The 22,936-nt window shown below is 65.1% G+C and carries 21 protein-coding genes; 16 read left to right on the top strand and 5 right to left on the bottom strand.

The window, feature by feature from the left end; all coding sequences use genetic code 11:
• Positions 1 to 34: 34 nt before the first annotated feature.
• Positions 35 to 220 carry a hypothetical protein gene (locus QUV18_RS19050; RefSeq protein ID WP_138179060.1) on the bottom strand — a complete coding sequence of 62 codons (186 nt, stop codon included), beginning with the start codon at positions 218 to 220 and terminating at the stop codon, positions 35 to 37.
• Positions 221 to 311: 91 nt separating this feature from the next.
• Positions 312 to 1,028, bottom strand: a complete 717-nt coding sequence (locus QUV18_RS19055) for a VWA domain-containing protein (RefSeq protein WP_300895676.1) — start codon at positions 1,026 to 1,028, stop codon at positions 312 to 314.
• A 266-nt stretch (positions 1,029 to 1,294) separates the two neighbouring features.
• On the opposite strand from QUV18_RS19055, the gene rplO reads away from it, so the two are divergent.
• The 16 genes from rplO to QUV18_RS19135 all read left to right on the top strand — a co-directional run bounded on the left by rplO (position 1,295) and on the right by QUV18_RS19135 (position 18,918).
• Positions 1,295 to 1,768: a 50S ribosomal protein L15 gene (gene rplO, locus QUV18_RS19060; RefSeq protein ID WP_300895677.1), complete on the top strand. Its 474-nt coding sequence runs from the start codon at positions 1,295 to 1,297 to the stop codon at positions 1,766 to 1,768.
• Between the two features lie 115 nt (positions 1,769 to 1,883).
• Positions 1,884 to 3,254 (top strand): preprotein translocase subunit SecY, encoded by a 1,371-nt coding sequence (gene secY, locus QUV18_RS19065; RefSeq protein ID WP_300895678.1) that lies wholly within the window; start codon positions 1,884 to 1,886, stop codon positions 3,252 to 3,254.
• Positions 3,251 to 3,826: an adenylate kinase gene (locus tag QUV18_RS19070; protein WP_300895679.1), complete on the top strand. Its 576-nt coding sequence runs from the start codon at positions 3,251 to 3,253 to the stop codon at positions 3,824 to 3,826. The genes secY and QUV18_RS19070 overlap by 4 nt, the downstream gene beginning before the upstream one ends.
• Before the next feature lie 73 nt (positions 3,827 to 3,899).
• Positions 3,900 to 4,259 (top strand): hypothetical protein, encoded by a 360-nt coding sequence (locus QUV18_RS19075; protein ID WP_300895680.1) that lies wholly within the window; start codon positions 3,900 to 3,902, stop codon positions 4,257 to 4,259.
• A 202-nt stretch (positions 4,260 to 4,461) separates the two neighbouring features.
• Positions 4,462 to 4,830 carry a 30S ribosomal protein S13 gene (gene rpsM / locus QUV18_RS19080; RefSeq protein ID WP_300895681.1) on the top strand — a complete coding sequence of 123 codons (369 nt, stop codon included), beginning with the start codon at positions 4,462 to 4,464 and terminating at the stop codon, positions 4,828 to 4,830.
• 15 nt (positions 4,831 to 4,845) lie between these two features.
• Positions 4,846 to 5,247 (top strand): 30S ribosomal protein S11, encoded by a 402-nt coding sequence (gene rpsK / locus QUV18_RS19085; protein WP_300895682.1) that lies wholly within the window; start codon positions 4,846 to 4,848, stop codon positions 5,245 to 5,247.
• A gap of 115 nt (positions 5,248 to 5,362) precedes the next feature.
• Complete coding sequence (locus QUV18_RS19090; protein ID WP_300895683.1) at positions 5,363 to 6,379, top strand: DNA-directed RNA polymerase subunit alpha; 1,017 nt, start codon at positions 5,363 to 5,365, stop codon at positions 6,377 to 6,379.
• Positions 6,380 to 6,531: 152 nt separating this feature from the next.
• On the top strand, positions 6,532 to 6,951 hold the full coding sequence (gene rplQ, locus QUV18_RS19095) for a 50S ribosomal protein L17 (protein ID WP_300895684.1): 420 nt from the start codon (positions 6,532 to 6,534) through the stop codon (positions 6,949 to 6,951).
• A gap of 363 nt (positions 6,952 to 7,314) precedes the next feature.
• Positions 7,315 to 8,385, top strand: a complete 1,071-nt coding sequence (locus tag QUV18_RS19100) for a 3-deoxy-7-phosphoheptulonate synthase (RefSeq protein ID WP_300895685.1) — start codon at positions 7,315 to 7,317, stop codon at positions 8,383 to 8,385.
• Between the two features lie 110 nt (positions 8,386 to 8,495).
• Entirely contained in the window at positions 8,496 to 9,872 is a 1,377-nt protein-coding gene (locus QUV18_RS19105) for a trypsin-like peptidase domain-containing protein (protein WP_300895686.1), read from the top strand.
• A gap of 4 nt (positions 9,873 to 9,876) precedes the next feature.
• Entirely contained in the window at positions 9,877 to 11,187 is a 1,311-nt protein-coding gene (locus tag QUV18_RS19110; RefSeq protein WP_300895687.1) for a replication-associated recombination protein A, read from the top strand.
• A 310-nt stretch (positions 11,188 to 11,497) separates the two neighbouring features.
• Positions 11,498 to 13,108, top strand: coding sequence for an ABC transporter substrate-binding protein (locus QUV18_RS19115; protein WP_300895688.1), 1,611 nt, complete (start codon positions 11,498 to 11,500; stop codon positions 13,106 to 13,108).
• 246 nt (positions 13,109 to 13,354) lie between these two features.
• Complete coding sequence (locus QUV18_RS19120) at positions 13,355 to 14,965, top strand: ABC transporter substrate-binding protein (protein ID WP_300895689.1); 1,611 nt, start codon at positions 13,355 to 13,357, stop codon at positions 14,963 to 14,965.
• Between the two features lie 198 nt (positions 14,966 to 15,163).
• Positions 15,164 to 16,120 carry an ABC transporter permease gene (locus QUV18_RS19125; RefSeq protein ID WP_300895690.1) on the top strand — a complete coding sequence of 319 codons (957 nt, stop codon included), beginning with the start codon at positions 15,164 to 15,166 and terminating at the stop codon, positions 16,118 to 16,120.
• Positions 16,121 to 16,132: 12 nt separating this feature from the next.
• Positions 16,133 to 17,197: an ABC transporter permease gene (locus QUV18_RS19130; RefSeq protein ID WP_300895691.1), complete on the top strand. Its 1,065-nt coding sequence runs from the start codon at positions 16,133 to 16,135 to the stop codon at positions 17,195 to 17,197.
• A 2-nt stretch (positions 17,198 to 17,199) separates the two neighbouring features.
• Positions 17,200 to 18,918, top strand: coding sequence for an ABC transporter ATP-binding protein (locus QUV18_RS19135; RefSeq protein ID WP_300895692.1), 1,719 nt, complete (start codon positions 17,200 to 17,202; stop codon positions 18,916 to 18,918).
• An 81-nt stretch (positions 18,919 to 18,999) separates the two neighbouring features.
• On the opposite strand, the gene QUV18_RS19140 is transcribed toward QUV18_RS19135, so the two are convergent.
• The 3 genes from QUV18_RS19140 to carB all read right to left on the bottom strand — a co-directional run bounded on the left by QUV18_RS19140 (position 19,000) and on the right by carB (position 22,907).
• Positions 19,000 to 19,122: a hypothetical protein gene (locus tag QUV18_RS19140; RefSeq protein WP_300895693.1), complete on the bottom strand. Its 123-nt coding sequence runs from the start codon at positions 19,120 to 19,122 to the stop codon at positions 19,000 to 19,002.
• A 141-nt stretch (positions 19,123 to 19,263) separates the two neighbouring features.
• Complete coding sequence (locus QUV18_RS19145) at positions 19,264 to 19,386, bottom strand: hypothetical protein (protein ID WP_300895694.1); 123 nt, start codon at positions 19,384 to 19,386, stop codon at positions 19,264 to 19,266.
• 212 nt (positions 19,387 to 19,598) lie between these two features.
• Positions 19,599 to 22,907, bottom strand: a complete 3,309-nt coding sequence (gene carB, locus QUV18_RS19150) for a carbamoyl-phosphate synthase large subunit (RefSeq protein ID WP_300895695.1) — start codon at positions 22,905 to 22,907, stop codon at positions 19,599 to 19,601.
• Positions 22,908 to 22,936 lie beyond the last annotated feature (29 nt).

Consider the following 22,936-nt stretch of genomic DNA (forward strand, 5'->3'; position numbering starts at 1 on the left):
CCCCTGTCGGACGCGATGTGCTAAGCGCCGTGGGTCAGTGGCAATGGTAGGGTTTCGACCCGGCGTGGCAGCATTTTCCCGGGGGCGAATTCTTGCGGCATCCGCCGCTGTGCCAGACCTCGTCTGCCAGTAAGCCCTGCGCCGCGCCCTGGCTGGCGGCGAGAACCGGGCTGGATGATACCAGGATGCTGATGATCGCCGCTGTCGTGAACCGCTTCATGTCATTCTCCCCCCACATGATGCGTTAACAGTTTACTAACTTTTTCCCTTTCGGGGTAAAGATTTTCGACCTTGGAGAGGAGCTGGTTTGTTTAGCCGGCCGAAGTCGCGGGACGGGCAGGGGCCCGCCCGATCAGCGCACAGCCCAGCGTCTCGCGCAGGGCCGCGGCCAGTTCGTCGACGGTTTCGGTGGAGACATACATGCCGCCCGTCCGGTCGGCGAGGCACTTGGCGACGGTCGTGCCGTCATAGCCCTCGGCCTCGGGGCTGTTCCAGCTGAACGGGTCGTAGACCACGCGGAAGCCGATGACGTGGACGGTGAGGTCGTACCCTTCCGCCGCCAGTGTCGCGCCGAGGGCGCAGGGGCGGCCGCCGCAGGTTTCGTTGCCGTCGGTGACCAGTACCACGATGCCGGGGGTGCCGCGGTAGTCCAGCGTTTCGGCGGCGGCGAGGACGGAGGCGGCGAGCGGCGTGAGGCCCTGCGGCGCCAGGGTGTCGATGGCGCCGGTTACGGCTTGGGACGCGTCGGGGATGGGGGCGAAGCGGAGGTCGATGCCGGTGCAGCTTCGGTCGCCGCCGGGGCCGTAAACCAGCAGGCCCACGCGGCGGAAGGGGGCGATCTGGGGCATGGCGCGGTGGAGCGCGGTGCGGGCCTCGGCGATGCGGGTGGGCGCGGTTGCGTCGGCGCCGATCTCGGCCATCGAGGCGGAGCCGTCGAAGACCAGCATGGCATCGGTGGCGCAGCCCGGGGCGGCCGGGGTGGCCGATAGGGCGAGGGCCGAGGCGAGGAGGGCGGCACGGAGGGTCATGGGAGAAGGAGATAACGCGGGAGGCGAGAAATCAATCGGGTTTGGTGGGGGGGCGTTTCTGGCTGAGGTCGCGCGGCGGGCGTCACCGGGGCCGATGCGCCGTGGGTCTGCCCCGTGACGTCAGCCCCCGCACAGGCCCCTTGATCCGCCCGCGCAACCCGTCTATACGCGCCCGGTGGCCCGGGATGGGCCCGACTCGAAAACCAAGACATGCCGAGGTTGTCCTCACCCGCTTCGGGGGGCACATCCGGCTCAGGAGAAGCGATATGAAACTGAACGAACTGCGCGACAACGCGGGCGCGACCAAACCCCGCAAACGTGTCGGCCGTGGCCCGGGCTCGGGCATGGGCAAGACCGCCGGCCGTGGTATCAAGGGCCAGAAATCCCGTTCGGGCGTGGCCATCAAGGGCTATGAAGGCGGCCAGATGCCGCTCTACCAGCGCCTGCCCAAGCGTGGCTTCAACAAGCCGAACCGCAAGAAATACGCCGTGGTCAATCTCGGCCTGATCCAGAAATTCGTCGACGCCAAGAAGATCGACGGCGGCAAGCCGATCACCGAGGACGTGCTGGTCGAAAGCGGCCTCGTGCGCCGCAAGCTCGACGGGATCCGCGTTCTGGCCAAGGGCGAGATCAGCGGCAAGCTGACGCTGGAAGTGACCGGCGCGTCGAAATCGGCCGTCGAGGCGGTCGAGAAAGCGGGTGGCTCTCTGAATGTCACAACCGCGCAGGCGGCCGAATAAGAGGTTGTGAGCGGCCCTCACGCCGCTTACATAGCCCCTAGTTTTCCTTAGGACGCCGCCTTTGCCGGAAAACGGCTTTGGCGGCGTTCGTTTATAAAGAAAAAGAGACCCGCGCATGGTATCCGCAGCAGAACAAATGGCCGCCAACACCAGTTGGTCCGCCCTTGGCAAGGCCACCGATCTTCGCAAGCGCATCCTCTTCACCATCGCCCTGCTCATCGTCTATCGCCTCGGCACCTATATCCCGGTGCCCGGCATCGACGGGGCCGAGCTTCGCCAGTTCATGGAAGATGCCAGCCAGGGCATCGGCGGGATGCTGTCGATGTTCACCGGCGGTGCGCTGGGGCGGATGGGGATCTTCGCGCTGGGGATCATGCCCTATATCTCGGCCTCGATCATCGTGCAGCTCATGACGGCCATGGTGCCGGCACTGGAGCAGCTCAAGAAAGAGGGCGAGCAGGGGCGCAAGAAGATCAACCAGTACACCCGCTACGGCACGGTGGGCCTTGCGACGCTGCAATCCTACGGGCTGGCCATGAGCCTTGTCTCGGGCGGGCTGGTGCAGGCGGATCTTCCCGTGCCGTTCTTCGTGGCGGCCTGCATGATCACGCTGGTGGGCGGCACGATGTTCCTGATGTGGCTGGGCGAGCAGATCACCGCGCGCGGCGTGGGCAACGGCATCTCGCTGATCATCTTCGTGGGCATCATCGCCGAGATCCCGGCGGCGCTGGCGCAGTTCTTCGCAAGCGGCCGCAGCGGCGCGATCAGCCCGGCGGTGATCGTGGGCGTGCTGCTGATGGTGGTGGCCGTGATCGCCTTCGTGGTGTTCATGGAGCGCTCCTTGCGCAAGATCCACATCCAGTATCCGCGCCGCCAGGTGGGGATGAAGGTCTATGACGGCGGGTCGAGCCACCTGCCGGTCAAGGTGAACCCGGCGGGCGTGATCCCGGCGATCTTCGCCTCGTCGCTGCTGCTTCTGCCGGTGACGCTGTCGACCTTCTCGGGGCAGAACAGCGGGCCGGTGATGTCGACCATCCTGGCCTATTTCGGGCCCGGTCAGCCGCTTTACCTGGTGTTCTTCGCCGGCATGATCGTGTTTTTCGCCTATTTCTATACCTACAACGTGGCCTTCAAGCCCGATGACGTGGCCGACAACCTGAAGAACCAGAACGGTTTCGTCCCCGGCATCCGGCCGGGCAAGCGGACGGCGGAGTATCTCGAATACGTGGTCTCGCGCATCCTGGTGCTGGGTTCGGCTTACCTTGCGGCAGTTTGTCTCCTTCCTGAAATCCTTCGTAGCCAGTTCGCCATTCCCTTCTATTTTGGCGGCACGTCGGTTCTCATCGTGGTGTCGGTTGTCATGGACACGATCCAGCAGGTGCAGTCGCATCTCCTGGCGCACCAGTACGAGGGCCTTATTGAAAAATCGCAATTGAGTGGCAAGGGACGCAAGCGCGCCCGTCGGAAAGGAACGGCACGCCGATGAATATCATTCTTCTTGGACCGCCCGGCGCGGGCAAAGGCACACAGGCCCAGATCCTTGTCGAGAAGCGGGGCATGATCCAGCTTTCGACCGGCGACATGCTGCGCGAGGCCAAGGACAGCGGCACCGAGATGGGCAAGGTCGTGGCCGACGTGATGGCGCGCGGCGACCTGGTGACCGACGAGATCGTGATCGGGCTGATCCGGGAAAAGATCCAGGGCGAGAATGCCGGCGGGTTCATCTTCGACGGCTTCCCGCGCACGCTGGCGCAGGCCGACGCGCTGGCCCAGCTGCTGGAGGAAACGGGCCAGACGCTCGATGCCGTGATCGAGCTTCAGGTCGATGACGAGATCCTGGTGAGCCGCATCGTGGGGCGCGCCGAAGAGGCCGCCGCCGCCGGTCAGCCGGTGCGGGCCGACGACAACGAGGAAAGCCTCAAGCAGCGGCTGATGGAATATTACAAGAAGACCTCGCCGCTCATCGGTTATTACTATGCCAAGGGCCAGCTCACCGCGGTCGACGGGCTGGGCACGATCGACGAGGTGTCGGCAGCCATCGACGGCAAGCTCGGCTGAGCGCCGTCGCCTGACGCTTGGCGCTTTCACGGAAAGCGGCTAACCTCCGGTCCCACGGGTCGGAGGTTTTTTCATGAAGGGTGTTTGGATCGCGGCGCTGGTTTTCCTGGCCACGCCGCTTCGGGCGGAGATGGATTTCGTCACCGACCGGGCGCTCTGCGGGCTCGAGATGGTCGAGCGGCACGAACGCGGCATGAGCTTCGACGGCACGTGGTTTTCCGAGATCGAGTATCACTGCGAACTGTCCGAGCCCATCCCGCGCCCCGACTGGACCGGTGACCAGACCCATATCCGCCCCGGTTACTGCGAGGAGCCCGGCGCGCTTTACCCGAAGGTTTTCGTGCTGCGGACCTTCCAATCGGAGCCGGGCCTGCTATATGTCTACGAGGACGAAACGGGCAGTGCGCAGGCTTATTTCCTGTGCAGTGACTGACAGGCCCCGCGGGGGGCTTGACGCTCTTGGCATTTGCTCCTAAGCACCACCATCTCATGAGAGAAAATGATTCTTTTCCGGGTCGCACCCGGGGCCGAATCGACCACCTGTATCAGCTGCGGCCCGGACGGAACCGTCTCGGGCCTACGTTGTGAAAAAAGGTTCTGGCACTACGGAACCGCAACACAAGAGGACACGACACTTGGCACGTATCGCCGGCGTTAACATCCCGACCCACAAACGGGTCCCGATCGCCCTGACTTACATCACTGGTATCGGCCATTCCTCGGCCAAGGCCATCTGCGAAGCCGTCAACATCGACGTCACCCGCCGGGTGAACGAGTTGAGCGACTCCGAAGTGCTTGCCGTGCGCGAGCATATCGACGCCAACTACACCGTCGAGGGCGACCTGCGCCGCGATGTTCAGATGAACATCAAGCGGCTCATGGATCTCGGCTGCTACCGTGGTCTGCGCCACCGCCGGAACCTGCCGGTTCGCGGCCAGCGGACCCACACCAACGCCCGCACCCGCAAGGGCCCGGCAAAAGCCATTGCCGGCAAGAAGAAGTAAGGGAGGGCAGCAGATATGGCACGTGATACCCGCCGCGGCGCACAGCGCGGCAAGAAAAAGGTCTCGAAGAACATCGCCACCGGCGTGGCGCATGTGAACAGTTCCTTCAACAACACCAAGATCCTGATCTCGGACGTGCAAGGCAACGCGATTGCCTGGTCGTCGGCCGGCACGATGGGCTTCAAGGGGTCGCGCAAGTCGACCCCCTACGCCGCCCAGATGGCCGCAGAGGATGCAGGCCGCAAGGCGCAGGAACACGGCATGAAGACCCTCGAGGTCGAAGTGCAGGGCCCCGGTTCGGGCCGCGAAAGTGCCCTGCGCGCGCTGGCCGCTGTCGGCTTCAACATCACCTCGATCCGTGATGTGACCCCGATCGCGCATAACGGCTGCCGCCCGCCGAAGCGCCGCCGGGTCTGATCTTACCGATTATCGGTGGGGCCGCGTGTTCGTTCACGGCCCCATTCCGTCATTTTAAACCTCGGGCGTTCTTGGCCTTCGGACATGGGGCCGAGAACAGGAATGGAGGGACCGCATGATCCACAAGAACTGGGCAGAACTGATCAAGCCGACGCAGCTGGACGTGAAGCCGGGCAATGACCCGCTGCGCCAGGCCACCGTCGTGGCCGAACCGCTGGAGCGCGGCTTCGGTCTGACCCTTGGCAACGCGCTGCGCCGCGTGCTGCTGTCGTCGCTTCAGGGCGCCGCGATCACCTCGGTGCAGATCGACAACGTGCTGCACGAATTCTCGTCGGTGGCCGGTGTGCGCGAAGACGTGACAGATATCGTCCTGAACCTCAAGGGCGTGGCCCTGCGCATGGAAGTGGAAGGGCCCAAGCGCCTGTCGATCTCGGCCAAGGGGCCGGGCGTCGTCACCGCCGGCGACATTTCCGACAGCGCGGGCATCGAGATCCTGAACAAGGATCACGTGATCTGCCACCTCGACGAGGGTGCCGACCTGTTCATGGAACTGACCGTGAACCAGGGCAAGGGCTATGTCGCCGCCGACAAGAACAAGCCGGAAGACGCGCCGATCGGCCTGATCCCGGTCGACGCGATCTATTCGCCGGTCGTCAAGGTCAGCTACGACGTGCAGCCCACCCGCGAGGGCCAGGTGCTGGACTATGACAAGCTGACCATGAAGGTCGATACCGACGGGTCGGTCACGCCGGACGACGCGGTGGCCTATGCCGCCCGCATCCTGCAGGACCAGCTTTCGATCTTCGTCAACTTCGAAGAACCCGAATCCGCCGGCCGCCAGGACGAGGACGACGGGCTGGAGTTCAACCCGCTGCTTCTCAAGAAGGTCGACGAGCTGGAGCTTTCGGTGCGCTCGGCCAACTGCCTGAAGAACGACAACATCGTCTATATCGGCGACCTGATCCAGAAGACCGAAGCCGAGATGCTGCGCACCCCGAACTTCGGCCGCAAGTCGCTGAACGAGATCAAGGAAGTGCTCTCGGGCATGGGCTTGCATCTCGGCATGGATGTCGAGGACTGGCCGCCGGACAACATCGAGGATCTTGCGAAGAAATTCGAGGATCAATTCTAAGCATTGGTGGGTTTCACCCACCCTACGGGAGATCGTAGGGTGGGGGCCAACCCGCCGCACAATGGGCGTCGAGCCCCAAGGAGAGCCGGTGACACGCATCGCCGGCCGGACAAAGCAAAACCGCCCGTAGAGGGCACATAGGAGTAAGAAACATGCGTCACGCACGAGGCTATCGCCGCCTGAACCGCACCCACGAGCACCGCAAGGCGCTGTGGGCGAACATGGCCGGCTCGCTCATCGAACACGAACAGATCAAGACCACCCTGCCCAAGGCGAAAGAGCTCAAGCGGGTGATCGACAAGCTCATCACGCTGGGCAAGCGCGGCGACGTGCATGCGCGCCGCCAGGCCGCCGCCCAGCTCAAGCAGGACATCCACGTCGCCAAGCTGTTCGACGTGCTGGGCCCGCGCTACAAGGAACGCTCGGGCGGCTATGCCCGCGTCCTGAAAGCCGGCTTCCGCTATGGTGACATGGCGCCGATGGCGATCATCGAACTGGTCGACCGCGACCTCGACGCCAAGGGCAAATCCGACAAGGAGCGCGTCGCGCTCGAGGATGCCGACGAAGAATAAGAGACCGCCCCTTCCGGGCCGTTTCCACCCCCGCCGGTTCCGCTGGCGGGGGTTTTCTTTTTCCCCCATGCTTCTTCTGGCTATAAATATCCCAGGGGGTCCGGGGGGCTGGCCCCCCGGGTGACAACCACGGGCGCCCACGCCTGCGCATTTTTCGCGTGACATGGCCACCCGAGCCCGCTAGCGTGCCCGCCATGACACGCACCTTTGCCGCATTCTGGTATTTTTATGCTCCGAGCCATATGGCGGCGGGAAGGGTCTGCGCGTTCTGACACAACGTTGACAGTGACACACCAAACCGAACCGCCCTCACCGGCGGTTTTTTCATGTCTCCGCCGGGGGCCAGCCCGAAGGACAGATCCCATGGCGACGACGACACAGAACCTCCGCATCACGAAGATGCACGAACTTCTCTCCCCCGCGACGGTGCGCGCGCGGCATCCCGTGAGTGGCCCGGCCGCGAAGACGGTGCAGGAGGGCCGCGCCGCGATCCGCGCGATTCTCGACGGGCGCGATGACCGGATCGTCGCGGTGGTCGGGCCCTGCTCGATCCACGATCCGGTGGCGGCGGTCGAGTATGCCGGCCGCCTGCGTACCCTGCGGGACGAGCTGTCGGACGCGGTGGAGGTGGTCATGCGGGCCTATTTCGAGAAGCCCCGCACCATCGGCGGCTGGAAGGGGCTGATCAACGATCCGGGCATCGACGGCTCCTTCCGCATCAACGAAGGGATCGAGACGGCGCGCACGCTTCTGCTGCAACTGGCCGAGATGGGGCTGCCGGTGGGGACCGAGTTCCTCGATACCACGGTGCCGCAATACATCGCCGATCTCGTGGCGTGGGGCGCCATCGGGGCGCGGACGACGGAAAGCCAGATCCACCGCGAGATGGCGTCGGGCCTGTCCTGCCCGGTGGGGTTCAAGAACGGCACGCGCGGCAACGTGCAGATCGCCATCGACGCGGTGCGCTCGGCCGCGCAGCCGCATCATTTCATGGGGCTGACGGAGGAGGGGCAGGCGGCCATCGTCGGCACCGGGGGCAACGAGGATTGCCATGTCATCCTGCGCGGCGGGGGCGGCACGAATTACGACGCGGGGTCTGTCGACGCGGCCTGCGCGAAGATGGCGAGCGATGGCCTGCGGCCACAGGTGATGATCGACGCAAGCCACGCCAACAGCGGCAAGGACCCCGAGAAACAGCCGGAGGTGCTGGAAGAGATCGGCGCGCAGGTGGCGGCGGGCGATACCCGTATCACCGGCGTGATGGTGGAGAGCCACCTTGTCGGCGGGGCGCAGAAGGTGGGGCAGCGGCCGCTGGTCTACGGCCAGTCGATCACCGATGGCTGCCTTGGCTGGGAGAAGACGGAAACCGCGCTGCACGGCCTGGCCGACGCCGTGCGCGCGCGGCGGGGCCGGCTGGCCCGCAAGGCGGGCTGAGCCGCGTCCAAGCCGGGCCCTGCAACGGGGCCCGGCCACCGCGTGACAGCTTGCAATCCGCCCGCCGGCCCAGCATATCAGGAAGGCAGCCGAGAAAACGGAGGGCGGACATGCGTTGGATCCTGGTAATCTGTCTCCTCCTCCCCGGCCTGCCCGCCCGGGCCGAGATGCAGGTGCCGACCAGCCAGATCGAGATCCAGACCGGTTTCGTTCCGGTGGTGAAGAAGGTTTCTCCGGCGGTGGTGAACATCTATGCCCGCCGGGTGGTCAGCGTGCAGAGCCCGTTTTCCAGCGACCCCTTCTTCCAGGACCTGTTCCGCGATTTCGGCACGCCGCGGCAGCGGGTGCAGAACAGCCTTGGTTCGGGCGTGATCCTCGGGAAAGACGGGATCGTGGTGTCGAATTACCACGTGGTGGGGGAGGCCACGGATATCCGCGTCGTGCTCAACGACCGGCGGGAGTTTTCGGCGAAGGTGCTTCTGGCCGACGAGGAAAGCGACCTTGCGATCCTGCAGATGGAGAACGCCCACGACATGCCGGCGCTGACCCTGCGGGACAGCGATACCGTGCAGGTGGGCGAGCTGGTGCTGGCGCTGGGCAACCCGTTCGGAGTGGGGCAGACGGTCAGCAGCGGGATCGTCTCGGGGCTCGCGCGGTCGGGCACCGCGACCGGCAACGCGCGGGGCTATTTCATCCAGACCGATGCGCCAATCAACCCCGGCAACTCGGGCGGCGCGCTGGTCGACGTGAATGGCAGCCTGATCGGCATCAACACCTCGATCCTCAGCCGCTCGGGCGGGTCGAACGGGATCGGCTTCGCCATCCCCTCGCGGCTGGTGTCGCAGTTCGTGGCACAGGCGCGCGACGGCAAGAGCGTGTTCGAGCGGCCGTGGGCGGGGATGGATGGCCAGCCGGTGACGGCGGACATGGCCGAGGGGCTGGGGCTTTCCGCGCCGGGTGGCGTGGTGATCTCGCAGTTGCACCCGGCCAGCAGCTTCCTCGAGGCGGGTTATCAGCCGGGCGACGTGATCACCGCGGTCGAGGGGCACCCCGTGAATACCCCGGCCGAGATGATCTTTCGCATGTCGGTGACCGGCATCGGGGCGGAGGCGCGGATCGCCCATGTGCGCAACGGCGAGGCGGGTGAGGCAACGGTGCGCCTGATCGCGGCGCCGGACGTGCCGCCGCGCGGGCAGCTGACGACGGGGCGGAACGCCGCCATTCCCGGCATGATGCTGTCGACGGTGAACCCGGCGGTGATCGGGGAATATGCCCTGCCGCTGTCGGCCCAGGGCGTGGTGGTCGACGACCCCGGCCAGATCGGGCTGCGCGCCGGGCTTCGGGCGGGGGATATCCTGCGCGGGATCAATGACGTGACGGTCGAGAGTGCGACCGAGGCCGAGGCGGCGCTGGAGGAGGCGCGGCGGCACCTCTTCCTCGACGTGCAGCGCGGCACCCAGCGCATGACCATGCGGTTCCGGTTGTAAGCCGATGAGCGACCTGTTCGACACCCAGCCCGAGGCCCTGCCCGACACCGCGCCGCGCCCGCTGGCCGACCGGCTGCGGCCGCGCAAGCTGTCGGACGTGATCGGCCAGCAGCAGGTGCTGGGGCCGGAGGGGCCACTGGGGGTGATGCTGGCCTCGAACAGCCTTGGCTCGCTGGTGTTCTGGGGCCCGCCCGGCGTGGGCAAGACCACCATCGCAAGGCTGCTGGCGGATGAGACCGACCTGCATTTCGTGCAGATCAGCGCGATCTTCACCGGCGTGCCGGACCTGCGGCGGGTGTTCGACGAGGCCAAGCACCGCCGCGCGAACGGGCAGGGGACGCTGCTCTTCGTCGACGAGATCCACCGGTTCAACAAGGCCCAGCAGGACAGTTTCCTGCCGCATATGGAGGATGGCACCATCCTTCTCGTGGGGGCCACGACCGAGAACCCCAGCTTCGAGCTGAACGCCGCTTTGCTGAGCCGGGCGCAGGTCTTCGTGCTGGAGCGGCTGTCGCTGGCCGACCTTGAGCTGCTGACCCAGCGGGCCGAGGCGGAGATCGGCAAGCCGCTGCCGCTGGATGGCCCGGCGCGCGAGGCGCTGCTGGAGATGGCCGATGGCGACGGGCGGGCGCTTCTGAACCTGATCGAGCAGGTGGCGGCGTGGAAGACCGACAGCAAGCTCGACGTGAAGGGCCTGACCTCGCGGCTGATGCGGCGGGCGGCGAAGTATGACAAGAGCGGGGACGAGCATTACAACCTGATCTCGGCGCTGCACAAATCGGTGCGCGGGTCCGACCCGGATGCCGCGCTTTACTGGTTCGCGCGGATGCTGGAAGGGGGCGAGGACCCCCGTTACCTGGCCCGGCGGATCACCCGCATGGCGGTGGAGGATATCGGGCTGGCCGACCCGCAGGCGCAGACCCATTGCCTGCACGCGTGGGAGGTGTACGAGCGGCTGGGCAGCCCCGAGGGGGAGCTGGCCATCGCGCAGGCGCTGACCTACCTGGCGCTGGCGCCCAAGTCGAACGCCGCCTACAATGCCTACAAGGAGGCGCGGAGACAGGCCCAGAAGACCGGCAGCCTGTCACCGCCCAAGCATATCCTGAACGCGCCCACCAAGCTTATGAAGGAGCAGGGCTACGGCAAGGGCTATGCCTATGACCACGACGCAGAAGACGGGTTTTCGGGGCAGGATTACTTCCCCGAGGACATGAAGCGCCCGGTGCTGTACCAGCCGGTCGAGCGCGGCTTCGAGCGGGAGCTGAAGAAACGCGTGGACTATTTCGCCAAGCTCAGGACCAAGCGCAACGAGTGAGGCGCGGCCGGCCGCGGAAGATCGCGCGGCGGCAGGAAATGTCGTTTTTTGACCACCCGGTCAGGACAGGGCCGGGGCGGGGCGAAGCCGCCGCGACGTAAGCCGCTTTCAAAGCGGGCCCTATCCATGCGGAGTTCTTCAAAAAACCGTGGAAAGGCAAACTCCACACTGGAAGACTCGCCGATTTCGTGTTTTGCTATCAATATGTCGCATTCAAGCCGCCCGAAACTTCACAAGGGAGAGAAGCTTTGACGGTGATGCCGCAATCCCGCGGACCGTCCGACATTATGAAGAATTCCTGGGAGAAAATATGACCAAGAGAACAGATCAATTGTTGATTGATCGGCTCGCCGAAGCCGCCCGCGAAGGCAAGATATCGCGCCGGTCCTTCATGAATTACTCACTGGCCGCCGGCATGTCCGCCTCGGCCGCCACCGGTCTCTGGACCACCAAGGCCAACGCCCAGCCCAAGCAGGGCGGCACTTTCCGGGTCGGTATGCATGACGGCAACTCGTCCGACACGCACGACCCCGGCCAGTATGTTTCACGCCAGCAGATCTACCTCGCGCACCAGTACCGCAGCTACCTGACCCTGATCGAGCCCGATGGCTCTCTCGGTCCGGACCTTGCCAGCGACTGGTCGGCGAACGAGGACGCGTCGGTCTGGACGTTCGAGATCAACCCGGATGCCTCGTTCCACAGCGGCAAGCCGGTGATGGCCTCCGACGTGGTCGCCTCGCTCAATCACCACCGCGGCGAGGAAAGCACCTCGGCGGCGAAATCGCTGCTGTCGTCGGTAACCGACGTGACCGCGGATGGCGACCACACCGTCGTCGTCTCGCTGGAAAGCGGCATTGCCGACCTGCCGTGGCTGATGACCGACTATCACCTCGCCGTCTGCCCCGGCAACGAGGATGGCAGCATCGACTGGCAGTCGGGCGACGGTTCGGGCCCCTACAAGATCGACCAGGGCGAATGGGGCGTCAGCTGGAAGCTCAGCCGCCATGACGGCTGGCACCTAGAAGGCGCCTATTTCGACAACCTCGAAATGCTGGTTCTGAACGACCCGAACGCCCGCCAGACCGCGCTTGTGACCGGCGATGTCGACGCGGTCACGCTGATCGACATCAAGACCTCGTCGCTGCTGGAACGCGATCCGAACATCGTGGTCGAGAACGTGCCGTCGGCCGCCGCGATCACCATGCCGATGTTCTGCGACACGGCGCCGTTCGACGACGTCAACGTGCGCAACGCGCTGAAGCTGTCGATCGACCGCAACGAGATCATCGAGAAGATCGCCTTCGGCGCGGCCACGATCGGCAACGACTTCCACCATTCCCCGGCCCAGCCCTACTGGCCCGAGGATATCGAACAGCGCGAGTACGATCCGGACCAGGCCAAGTCGCTGCTCAAGAAGGCCGGCGCCGAGGACCTGACGGTCAGCATCTCGACCGCCGACAGCCTGTTCTCGGGCGCGGTCGACATGTGCGTGCTCTATGCCGAGCAGGCCAAGCAGGCGGGCATCACTGTCAAGGTCGTGCGCGAGCCGAACGACGGCTACTATTCCGACGTCTGGCTGAAGAAGCCGTTCTGCGCGGTGTCCTGGGGCGCGCGCCCCACGCCCGACGTGATGTACACGCTGGCCTACAAGGCGGATGCCGACTGGAACGAGAGCCACTGGCAGAACGAGGAGTTCAACGACCTCCTGCTGAAGGCCAAGTCCGAGCTCGACGACAGCCTGCGCGCCGAGATGTACCACGACATGGCGATCCTCGCGAAGGACGACGGCGGGACGATCATCCCGATGTTCAACAACTTCGTCTACGCGCGCCGCGCCAACGTGAAGCATGGCGAGAACCTTGCCGCGAGCTGGGAGCTTGACGGCGCCCGCGGCCCAAGCCGCTGGTGGTTCGAAGACTGATCTTGCAAAGGGCCCGGCGCCGCGTGCGCCGGGCCCGCTCATTCGGCCGCCCCGGCGGCCCAATAGGAAAGAAGAAAAGAAGAAAGGGGACCCAGACCAGACGATAGACGAAGAACAAGGTCTTCGTACCACCCCTGAACGACATGCCCCCTGCGGGTTTCGGGGAAGGAACCGGACCAGAATACCAAGAAAAACCCGGAACCGACCGGGACATTGTCCAACAAGACGACATACCAGGGAGAAGATATGACAAAGAAACACGATCAGATGATGATCGACCGGCTGGCGGATGCTGCCCGCGAAGGCAAGATCTCGCGCCGCTCGTTCATGCATTACTCGATGGCCGCGGGCATGACCGCCTCGGCCGCCACTGGCCTTTGGACCACTTCGGCGAAGGCCGAGCCGCAGAGCGGCGGCCATTTCCGCCTCGGCGCGCATGACGGCAACACGTCCGACACCCATGACCCGGGCACCTACCTGTCCTTCTCGATGATCCAGGTCGCGCATACCTTCCGCAGCTACCTGACCCTGATCGAACCCGATGGCTCGCTCGGGCCGGACGTGGCGACGGAATGGTCGGCCTCCGAGGACGCGAAGGAGTGGACCTTCAAGCTGAACGAGAACGCCACCTTCCACAGCGGCGGCAAGGTCACGGCCAACGACGTGATCGCCTCGATGAACCACCACCGCGGCGAGGACAGCACCTCTGCGGCGACCGCGCTGCTGACGGATGTCGAGGACATCACCGACAACGGCGACGGCTCGATCACCTTCAAGCTGGCCTCGGGCAACGCCGACCTGCCGTGGCTGATGACCGACTATCACCTGGCCATCTGCCCGGCGAACGAGGACGGCTCGATCGACTGGAAATCGGGCGACGGCTGCGGGCCGTACAAGCTGACCAATGCCGAGTTCGGCGTCAGCTACGCGTTCGAGCGCCATGACGACTGGCACCTCGACGGGGCCTATTTCGACAGTGTCACGATCACCGTGCTGAACGACCCCAACGCGCGCCAGACCGCGCTGGTCACCGGCGATGTCGATGCCGTCACGCAGATCGAACTGAAGACGCTCGCCCTGCTGCAGCGCGACCCGAACATCGAGATCGACCAGGTCGCCTCGGCCGCGGCGATCACCATGCCGATGTTCTGCGACGTGGCGCCGTTCGACAATGTCGACGTGCGCAACGCGCTGAAACTGTCGATCGACCGGCAGGACATCATCGACAAGATCGTCTTCGGCACGGCGACCATGGGCAACGATTTCCACCATTCGCCGGCCATGCCCTACTGGCCCGAGGATATCGAACAGCGCCCGTATGACCCCGACCAGGCCAAGTCGCTGCTGAAGAAGGCGGGGATGGAAGACCTCACCGTCGAGATCAGCGTCGCCGACTCGGTCTTCTCGGGCTCGGTCGACATGTGCGTGCTCTATGCCGAACACGCCAAGGCCGCCGGCATCAACATCAAGGTCAAGCGCGAGCCGAACGACGGGTACTATTCCGACGTCTGGCTCAAGAAGCCGTGGTGCTGCGTGCAGTGGGGCGCGCGTCCGACTCCGGACGTGATGTACTCGCTGGCCTACAAGGACGACGCGGCGTGGAACGAAAGCCACTGGCAGAACGAGCGGTTCAACGAGCTGCTGCGGATGGCCAAGTCGGAGATCGACGACGCCAAGCGCGCCGAGATGTACCGCGAGATGGCGGTTCTGGCAAAGGACGATGGCGGCACCGTCATCCCGTTCTTCCCGGACTTCGTCTATGCCCGCCGCAAGAACGTCAAGCATGGCGAGGATCTTGCCCCGAGCTGGCAGATGGACGGCGCCCGCGCCTGCAGCCGCTGGTGGTTCGAAGGCTAGGACGACACACCCGGCCCCGGCGCAGAAGCGCCGGGGCTTCACCGTCCGGACCCCGGCACGACGCCCGGGCCCGGACCCATCGCCGAAGCGGGTCATCCAGACAGTCTTACCCAGCCCGCCAAGGCCAAAAATATCTGTATACCCGGCCACCCGGACAGCCATGAGCGCGGGACCACGGGGCAACAGCAGGAGGGACAGATGGGAGACATACTTGGGCTCGTTGGAAGACGGCTCGGGCTAGGGCTGATCATTCTACTGGTCATCTCGGTCATCATTTTCTTCATGGTCGAATTGCTGCCGGGCGACATCGCCCAGGCCGTGCTCGGCCAGGGGGCCACGGAAGAGAACCTGCGCGCGCTGCGCCGGGAAATGGGGCTCGACCAGCCGGCGATCGTGCGATACCTCGACTGGCTGAGCGGCGCCGTCATGTTCGACTTCGGCAACTCGATCGTCACCGGCGAATCCGTCGCCCGCACGATCAGCGACCGGTTCATGAACACGCTTTTCCTTGCGGCCTATGCCGCGGTCATCGCGGTGCCGGTCTCGATTATCCTCGGCGTGATCGTGGCGCTGCTGCGCAACTCGATCTTCGACCGCGTGGCCAACGTGGTCTCGCTGTCGTTCATCTCGTCGCCGGAATTCTTCCTCGGCTACATCCTGATCCTCTACTTCGCGGTCAATTGGGGCATGTTCCCGGCGATCTCGAGCTTGAGCGAGGGGATGTCCTTCCTCCAGCTTCTCGAGCGCACGTTCCTGCCGGCGCTGACGCTGGTGCTGGTGGTGATGGCGCACATGATGCGGATGACGCGGGCGGCGATCATCAACCTGCTGGCCTCGCCCTATATCGAGATGGCCCGCCTGAAAGGTGCGCCGCCGTGGCGGGTGATCGTCAAGCACGCCCTGCCGAACGCCTGGGCCCCGATCATCAACGTGGTCGCGCTGAACCTCGCCTACCTGATCACCGGCGTGGTGCTGGTCGAGGTGGTCTTTGTCTATCCCGGCATCGGGCAGGCGCTTGTCGACGCGGTGTCGAAGCGTGACTTCCCGGTCGTCCAGGCCTGCTGCCTGATCTTCGCGGCGACCTTCATCCTGCTCAATCTCGCAGCCGATGTGGGCGCCATTCTCACCAACCCGCGTCTGCGGCATCCGAAGTAAGGAGGCAGTCACATGAGCTGGTTTGTAATCGGATATTACACGCTGCTTCTGGGCGGTTCCTGCCTTGCAGCTTACTTCAACAAGAGATCGGCCTTCCTGCTGCTGTTCTCGCTGACGCTGGTGTCCTTCGTTCTGGGCATCATCGGCGGCACGGGCGCGCTTCGGGCGATTGCCATCTGCGCGGGCGTGCTGGCGCTGGCGGCGATGGTCTCCTACGCCTTCCGCGAGTTCCTGATCGCGCTGGTCTCGGACGAGATGGCCAAGGAGCTGCGCACCGCGCCGCTGACGGCCGCCTTCGGGATGTTCGTCATCTTCACCTACGCGATCATGGGCGTCTTCGCCCCGTTGATCGCGCCCTATGGTGAGGCACAGGTGATCGCCTCGGCCTTTGCGCCGGCGGATTCGAACATGCTGCTCGGTGCCGACCAGCTGGGCCGCGACATGTTCAGCCGGATCGTCTATGGCACGCGCAACTCGGTGGGGCTGGCCCTGTCGGCGACGCTGGCGGCGTTCTTCTTCGGGGCGCTGGCCGGGCTTCTGGCGGCCACCAAGGGCGGCTGGTTCGACCAGTTCATGGGCCGGCTGGCCGACGTGATCATGTCGATCCCGTCGCTGATCTTCGCGCTGCTGATGCTGTCGATCTTCGGGCCGCAGATCATCGTGATCATCATCGCCGTGGCCATCATCTACGCGCCGCGCGTCTTCCGCCTGACACGGGCGGTGGCGGGCAACGTCGTGGTGATGGACTATATCGAGGCTGCGCAGTTGCGCGGTGAGGGCATGTGGTACCTCATCCGGCGGGAAATCCTGCCCAACTCGACCGCCCCCCTGGTGGCCGAGTTCGGTCTGGAATTCTGCTTCGTGTTCCTGCTGGTGGCGGGGCTGTCGTTCCTCGGGCTCGGCATCCAGCCGCCCACGGCGGACTGGGGCTCGATGGTGCGTGAGAACGCCACCCTGATCTCGTTCGGAGACATTACCCCGCTCATACCGGCGGCCGCCATCGCGCTGCTGACGGTCGGGGTGAACTTCGTGGTCGACTGGATGCTGTTCCGGTCCTCTGGCCTGAAGGAGAAATAAAAATGGCGACCAAGTTCAAGGACAGCGATGTCCTGCTCAAGGTGAGGAACCTGAAGATTCAGGGCTACAGCGACGAGCAGTGGATCGACATCATCAAGGGGGTCGACCTGACCCTCCACCGTGGCGAGGTGATGGGCCTGATCGGGGAATCCGGTGCCGGCAAATCCACCATCGGCGCCGCCGCCATGGGCTATGCCCGTGACGGCACGCGCATCTCGGACGGCTCGATCGAGTTCGACGGGATGGAGCTGACGACTGCCAGCGAAAGCGAGAGGCGCGCCCTTCGGGGCTCGCGGATCGCCTACGTGGCACAATCGGCGGCGGCCTCGTTCAACCCGGCGCACAAGCTGATCGACCAGCACACCGAGGCGCCGGTGCAGTACCGCATCAAGAAACGGATGGAGGCGCAGGAGGACGCGGTGGAATTGTACCGCCGCCTGCGCCTTCCCAACCCCGAGGAGATCGGCTTCCGCTACCCGCACCAGGTGTCGGGCGGGCAGCTTCAGCGGGCGATGACGGCGATGGCCATGTCCTGCCGGCCCGACCTGATCATCTTCGACGAGCCGACCACCGCGCTTGACGTGACCACCCAGATCGAGGTGCTCGCGGCCATCCGCGACATCGTCGACCAGTTCAACACCGCCGCGATCTACATCACCCACGACCTGGCGGTCGTGGCGCAGATGGCCGACACGATCAAGGTGCTGCTGAAGGGCGAGGAGGTCGAGGAAGCCCCGACGAAGGAGATGCTGGAAAGCCCGAAGGAGGACTATACCAAGTCGCTCTGGGCGGTCCGCAGCTTCCAGCGGGATCAGAAGCATCGGCCCAAGGACGCCACGCCGCTCATCTCCGTGCAGAACGTCGACGCCTCCTATACCGGCGGGGCGAAGGTGCTGGATGACGTGTCCTTCGACATCTACGAGGGCATGACCGTGGCGGTCGTGGGCGAATCCGGTTCGGGCAAGTCGACCACGGCGCGGGTGATCACCGGCCTGCTGCCCCCGTCCAAGGGGCAGGTGATGTTCAAGGGAGAGCCTTTCCCACCCTCCTACAAGGACCGCAGCCGCGACCAGTTGCGCCAGTGCCAGATGATCTACCAGATGGCCGACACGGCGCTGAACCCCAAGGTGCGGATCTCCGAGATCATCGGCCGGCCGGCGCAGTTCTATTCGGGGCTGTCGGGGGCCGCGCTCAAGAACCGGGTGGACGAACTGCTCGACCTGATCGAGCTGGAGCCGTCGAAGTTCTACAATCGCTTCCCGCCAGAGCTGTCGGGCGGACAGAAACAGCGGATCGGCATCGCCCGGGCGCTGGCGGCCGAGCCCACCTTCATCATCTGCGACGAGGTGACATCGGCGCTCGACCAGCTTGTGGCGGAGGGCATCCTGAAGCTGCTCGACCGGTTGCAGAACGAGCTGAACCTGGCCTACATGTTCATCACCCACGACCTTGCCACCGTGCGGTCGATCGCCGACGAGGTGGTGGTGATGCAGCACGGCAAGGTGGTGGAACAGGGGCCCAAGGACGAGATGTTCACGCCCCCGCACCACCCCTATACCGACCTGCTGCTCAGTTCGGTTCCCGAGATGGACCCCGACTGGCTGACCACGTTGCTGGAAGAGCGCGGCGTCGACAACGTGGGCGACGCGGCCTCGGCCAAGATCGACCCGGGCGACGAGAAGGTCGAGGGCACCGAGGTCGGCACCGAGAAAAGCAGCTGAGGCTGTCGGCCTGACACAAGCAGAAACGGCGGAGGGTCAGCCCTCCGCCGTTTCGCGTAGAATTCCAGATTTTCCTGATCGTCAGCCGATGATCCACATGGCAGAGCCCACCATCGACGCGACGATGAGGCCATAGACGATCGCCACCGATTGCCAGGTTGCGCTGTGCATGCGCAGTTCGCGGTTCAGTTCGTCACGTGTCATTCTCAGCTTCCTTCCCGGAACGGGGGACAGCACGATGCCGTCCGGGGTGTCAAACTACAAAAGCCGCGCGGTAGATACCGCCCGGCGCCTTTTCGGTTGTGAAGAGCGTGGTACCGGGCGCAGGAGGCGCCCGCCCTGCCTTTATGCGGTGATGGCCATTGCCGAGAGCACCAGCGTACCGACGAGCAGACCGTATACCAGCACAACCGACTGCCAGGTGGCACTATGCATACGAAGTTCGCGGTTCAGTTCATCGCGGGTCATGTCCAGCCTCCTGGGTCTAGAGTGGGTCAGGTCCGAGTCGCGTTACGCTGCGGCTCATGGCCCGCATATATGGCGCAAGTGGAGTCGCGCAACAGAAATGAAGATTAAAATCTATGCAATTCGTGCATACCCGGACAGACCGGCGGTCATGGCTGTGGATAACGCCAAAAAATGCCGTGTTCGCAAAGGCTTGCGATTCTTGCGCCGCCGGTCTACGCGGCCGTCTTCCCGGGCCCCTGTAGCGCCATTACCACAAGGTCGCCCTCGTCGCGGGCCTTCATGGCCAGGGCGGCGGCGTGGGCGGCGGCGGCGGTCGTGTAGTAGGGGATCTTGTCGTAGAGCGCAACCGAGCGAATCTCGCGGCTGTCCTCGACCGCCTGCGCGCCCTCGGTGGTGTTCATCACCAGCGCGATCTGCCCGTCCTTGAGCATGTCGACCACGTCGGGCCGCCCCTCGTAGACCTTGTTGACCACCTCGCAGGCGATCTCGTGCCCTTCGAGGAAGGCCGCGGTGCCACGGGTCGCGACGATCTCGAAACCCATGTCCACGAGCGTCTGCGCGGTTTCCACGAGCTGCGGCGTCTTGTCGGCATCCTTGATCGAGAAGAACACCTTGCCGCTTTCGGGCAGCACCGCGCCCGCGCCCATCTGGGCCTTGAGGAAGGCGCGGGGGAAGGACACGTCCCAGCCCATCACCTCGCCGGTCGAGCGCATTTCCGGGCCGAGGATGGTATCGACGCCGGGGAAGCGGGCAAACGGCATCACCGCCTCCTTGACCGAGAACCACGGCATCGCCGGGTCGGCCAGCGTCATCTGGTCGGCCATCGGCAGGCTGCCGGGCCGCGCGTCGGCGGGGTAGGGGCCGCGGTTGGGGAAGGCATCCAGCGTTTCGCCCGCCATCAGCCGCGCGGCGATGGAGGCGATGGCGCTGTCGGTCGCCTTGGCGACGAAGGGCACGGTGCGGCTGGCGCGGGGGTTCACCTCGATCAGGAAGATCTCGCCTTCCTTGACCGCGAACTGCACGTTCATCAGCCCGCGCACGCCCAGCTCGAGCGCCAGCGCCTCGGTCTGGCGCTTGATCTCGTCGATCGTGTCCTGCGCGAGCGAGTAGGGCGGCAGGGAGCAGGCGGAATCGCCCGAGTGCACGCCGGCCTCCTCGATATGCTGCATGATGCCGGCCACGTGGACCCGCGTGCCGTCGCAGAGCGCGTCGACATCGCATTCGATGGCGCCCGAGAGGTAGCCATCGAGCAGCACCGGGCTCTTGCCCGACACCACGACCGCTTCCTTGATGTAGCGTTCGAGATGGGCCATGTCGCGGACGATCTCCATCGCCCGGCCGCCCAGCACGTAAGACGGGCGGATCACCAGCGGGAAGCCGATGCTCTCGGCTATCGCCAGCGCCTGTTTGTCGCTCGAGGCAATCCCGTTCTTCGGCTGCCGCAGGCCCAGCTTGTTGACCAGCGCCTGGAACCGCTCGCGGTCTTCGGCAAGGTCGATGGCGTCGGGCGAGGTGCCCAGGATCGGGATGCCCTCGGCCTCGAGGTCATTGGCCAGCTTCAGCGGCGTCTGCCCGCCGAACTGAACGATCACCCCGTGCAGCGTGCCGTTCTCCTGCTCGACGCGCAGGATCTCCATCACGTGCTCGAAGGTCAGCGGCTCGAAATAGAGCCGGTCCGAGGTGTCGTAGTCGGTCGACACGGTCTCGGGGTTGCAGTTGATCATGATCGTCTCGTAACCCGCATCGGTCAGCGCGAAACAGGCGTGACAGCAGCAGTAGTCGAACTCGATGCCTTGCCCGATCCGGTTCGGGCCGCCGCCGAGGATGACCACCTTCTTGCGGTCGCTGGGCCGCGCCTCGCATTCCACCTCGCCCATCATCGGGGCCTCGTAGGTGGAATACATGTAGGGCGTCTGCGCCTCGAACTCGGCCGCGCAGGTGTCGATCCGCTTGAAGACGGCGGTGACGTTGAGCGCATGGCGCGCCCGGCGCACCTGCCCCTCGGTCCGGCCCGTGAGGGCGGCCAGCCGCGCATCGGTAAAGCCCAGCATCTTGAGCGCGCGCAGCCCGTCCTCGTCGACCGGCAGACCGTCCTTGCGCACCCGCTCCTCTGCCTCGACGATCTCGCGGATGCGGGCCAGGAACCAGGGGTCGTACTTGGTGGCGTTGAAAATGGCGTCATCCGACAGCCCGTGGCGCATCGCCTGGGCGATGGTGCGCATCCGGTCCGGGGTCTGCAGGCTGAGCGCCTTGATCACGGCGGCCTCTTCCGGGGCGCCCTCGATCTCGACCTCGTCGAAGCCGGTCAGGCCCGATTCCATCGAGGCCAGCGCCTTTTGCAGCGATTCGTGGATGGTGCGGCCGATGGCCATCGCCTCGCCCACGGATTTCATCGCGGTGGTCAGGTAAGGCTGCGAGCCGGGGAACTTCTCGAAGGCGAATTTCGGGATCTTGGTGACGACATAGTCGATGGTGGGCTCGAAGCTCGCCGGCGTCACCTTGGTGATGTCGTTGTCGAGCTCGTCGAGCGTGTAGCCCACGGCCAGCTTGGCGGCGATCTTGGCGATGGGGAAACCGGTGGCCTTGGACGCCAGCGCCGAGGAGCGCGACACCCGCGGGTTCATCTCGATCACGACCATCCGGCCGTCATCGGGGTTGATCGCCCATTGCACGTTCGACCCGCCGGTCTCGACCCCGATCTCGCGCAGAACGGCAATCGAGCCGTTGCGCATGATCTGGTATTCCTTGTCGGTCAGCGTCAGCGCCGGGGCCACGGTGATCGAATCGCCGGTATGCACGCCCATCGGGTCGACGTTCTCGATGGAACAGACGATGATCGCGTTGTCCGCCTTGTCGCGGACGACCTCCATCTCGTACTCCTTCCAGCCCAGAAGCGATTCGTCGATCAGGATCTGGCTGACGGGCGAGGCATCGAGCCCCGACTTGCAGTAATATTCGTAATCGTCGCGGTTATAGGCCACGCCCCCGCCGGTGCCGCCCAGCGTGTAGGCGGGGCGGATGATCGCGGGAAGGCCCACCGTATCGAGGGCCGCCATCGCCTCGTCGAAACTGTTGGCAATGGTGGCGGCGGGGTTCTCGATTCCCAGCCGGTCCATCGCCTCGCGGAAGAGTTTCCGGTCCTCGGCCATCTCGATGGCCTCGCGGTTGGCGCCGATCAGCTCGACCCCGAACTTGTCCAGAACACCCATATCGGCAACGGCCAGGGCCGTGTTCAGCCCGGTCTGCCCGCCCATCGTGGGCAGCAGGGCGTCGGGGCGTTCCTTCTCGATGATGCGGGCCACGACCTCGGGCGTGATCGGCTCGATATAGGTGGCGTCGGCCAGGCCCGGGTCGGTCATGATCGTGGCCGGGTTCGAGTTCACCAGGATCACCCGGTAGCCTTCCTCGCGCAGGGCCTTGCAGGCCTGTGCCCCGGAATAGTCGAACTCGCAGGCCTGCCCGATGATGATGGGACCGGCGCCGATGATCATGATGGACGAGATATCGGTTCTCTTCGGCATGGACGTTTCCCCGGGGCAGCGCAAATTGT

Source organism: Roseovarius sp. (assembly GCF_030373445.1).
GTDB lineage: Bacteria > Pseudomonadota > Alphaproteobacteria > Rhodobacterales > Rhodobacteraceae > Roseovarius.

What these genes read in the sequence shown, in the direction of transcription:
- QUV18_RS19075 (WP_300895680.1), top strand. Translation starts at nt 3,900, where the DNA reads ATGAAGGGTGTTTGGATCGCGGCGCTGGTTTTCCTGGCCACGCCGCTT.
- QUV18_RS19100 (WP_300895685.1), top strand. Translation starts at nt 7,315, where the DNA reads ATGGCGACGACGACACAGAACCTCCGCATCACGAAGATGCACGAACTT.
- rpsK (WP_300895682.1), top strand. Translation starts at nt 4,846, where the DNA reads ATGGCACGTGATACCCGCCGCGGCGCACAGCGCGGCAAGAAAAAGGTC.
- QUV18_RS19090 (WP_300895683.1), top strand. Translation starts at nt 5,363, where the DNA reads ATGATCCACAAGAACTGGGCAGAACTGATCAAGCCGACGCAGCTGGAC.
- QUV18_RS19120 (WP_300895689.1), top strand. Translation starts at nt 13,355, where the DNA reads ATGACAAAGAAACACGATCAGATGATGATCGACCGGCTGGCGGATGCT.
- secY (WP_300895678.1), top strand. Translation starts at nt 1,884, where the DNA reads ATGGTATCCGCAGCAGAACAAATGGCCGCCAACACCAGTTGGTCCGCC.
- QUV18_RS19140 (WP_300895693.1), bottom strand. Translation starts at nt 19,122, where the DNA reads ATGACACGTGACGAACTGAACCGCGAACTGCGCATGCACAGCGCAACC.
- QUV18_RS19115 (WP_300895688.1), top strand. Translation starts at nt 11,498, where the DNA reads ATGACCAAGAGAACAGATCAATTGTTGATTGATCGGCTCGCCGAAGCC.
- QUV18_RS19130 (WP_300895691.1), top strand. Translation starts at nt 16,133, where the DNA reads ATGAGCTGGTTTGTAATCGGATATTACACGCTGCTTCTGGGCGGTTCC.
- QUV18_RS19110 (WP_300895687.1), top strand. Translation starts at nt 9,877, where the DNA reads ATGAGCGACCTGTTCGACACCCAGCCCGAGGCCCTGCCCGACACCGCG.
- carB (WP_300895695.1), bottom strand. Translation starts at nt 22,907, where the DNA reads ATGCCGAAGAGAACCGATATCTCGTCCATCATGATCATCGGCGCCGGT.
- rplQ (WP_300895684.1), top strand. Translation starts at nt 6,532, where the DNA reads ATGCGTCACGCACGAGGCTATCGCCGCCTGAACCGCACCCACGAGCAC.
- QUV18_RS19050 (WP_138179060.1), bottom strand. Translation starts at nt 220, where the DNA reads ATGAAGCGGTTCACGACAGCGGCGATCATCAGCATCCTGGTATCATCC.
- QUV18_RS19145 (WP_300895694.1), bottom strand. Translation starts at nt 19,386, where the DNA reads ATGACCCGCGATGAACTGAACCGCGAACTTCGTATGCATAGTGCCACC.
- QUV18_RS19135 (WP_300895692.1), top strand. Translation starts at nt 17,200, where the DNA reads ATGGCGACCAAGTTCAAGGACAGCGATGTCCTGCTCAAGGTGAGGAAC.
- QUV18_RS19055 (WP_300895676.1), bottom strand. Translation starts at nt 1,028, where the DNA reads ATGACCCTCCGTGCCGCCCTCCTCGCCTCGGCCCTCGCCCTATCGGCC.
- QUV18_RS19105 (WP_300895686.1), top strand. Translation starts at nt 8,496, where the DNA reads ATGCGTTGGATCCTGGTAATCTGTCTCCTCCTCCCCGGCCTGCCCGCC.
- QUV18_RS19070 (WP_300895679.1), top strand. Translation starts at nt 3,251, where the DNA reads ATGAATATCATTCTTCTTGGACCGCCCGGCGCGGGCAAAGGCACACAG.
- rplO (WP_300895677.1), top strand. Translation starts at nt 1,295, where the DNA reads ATGAAACTGAACGAACTGCGCGACAACGCGGGCGCGACCAAACCCCGC.
- QUV18_RS19125 (WP_300895690.1), top strand. Translation starts at nt 15,164, where the DNA reads ATGGGAGACATACTTGGGCTCGTTGGAAGACGGCTCGGGCTAGGGCTG.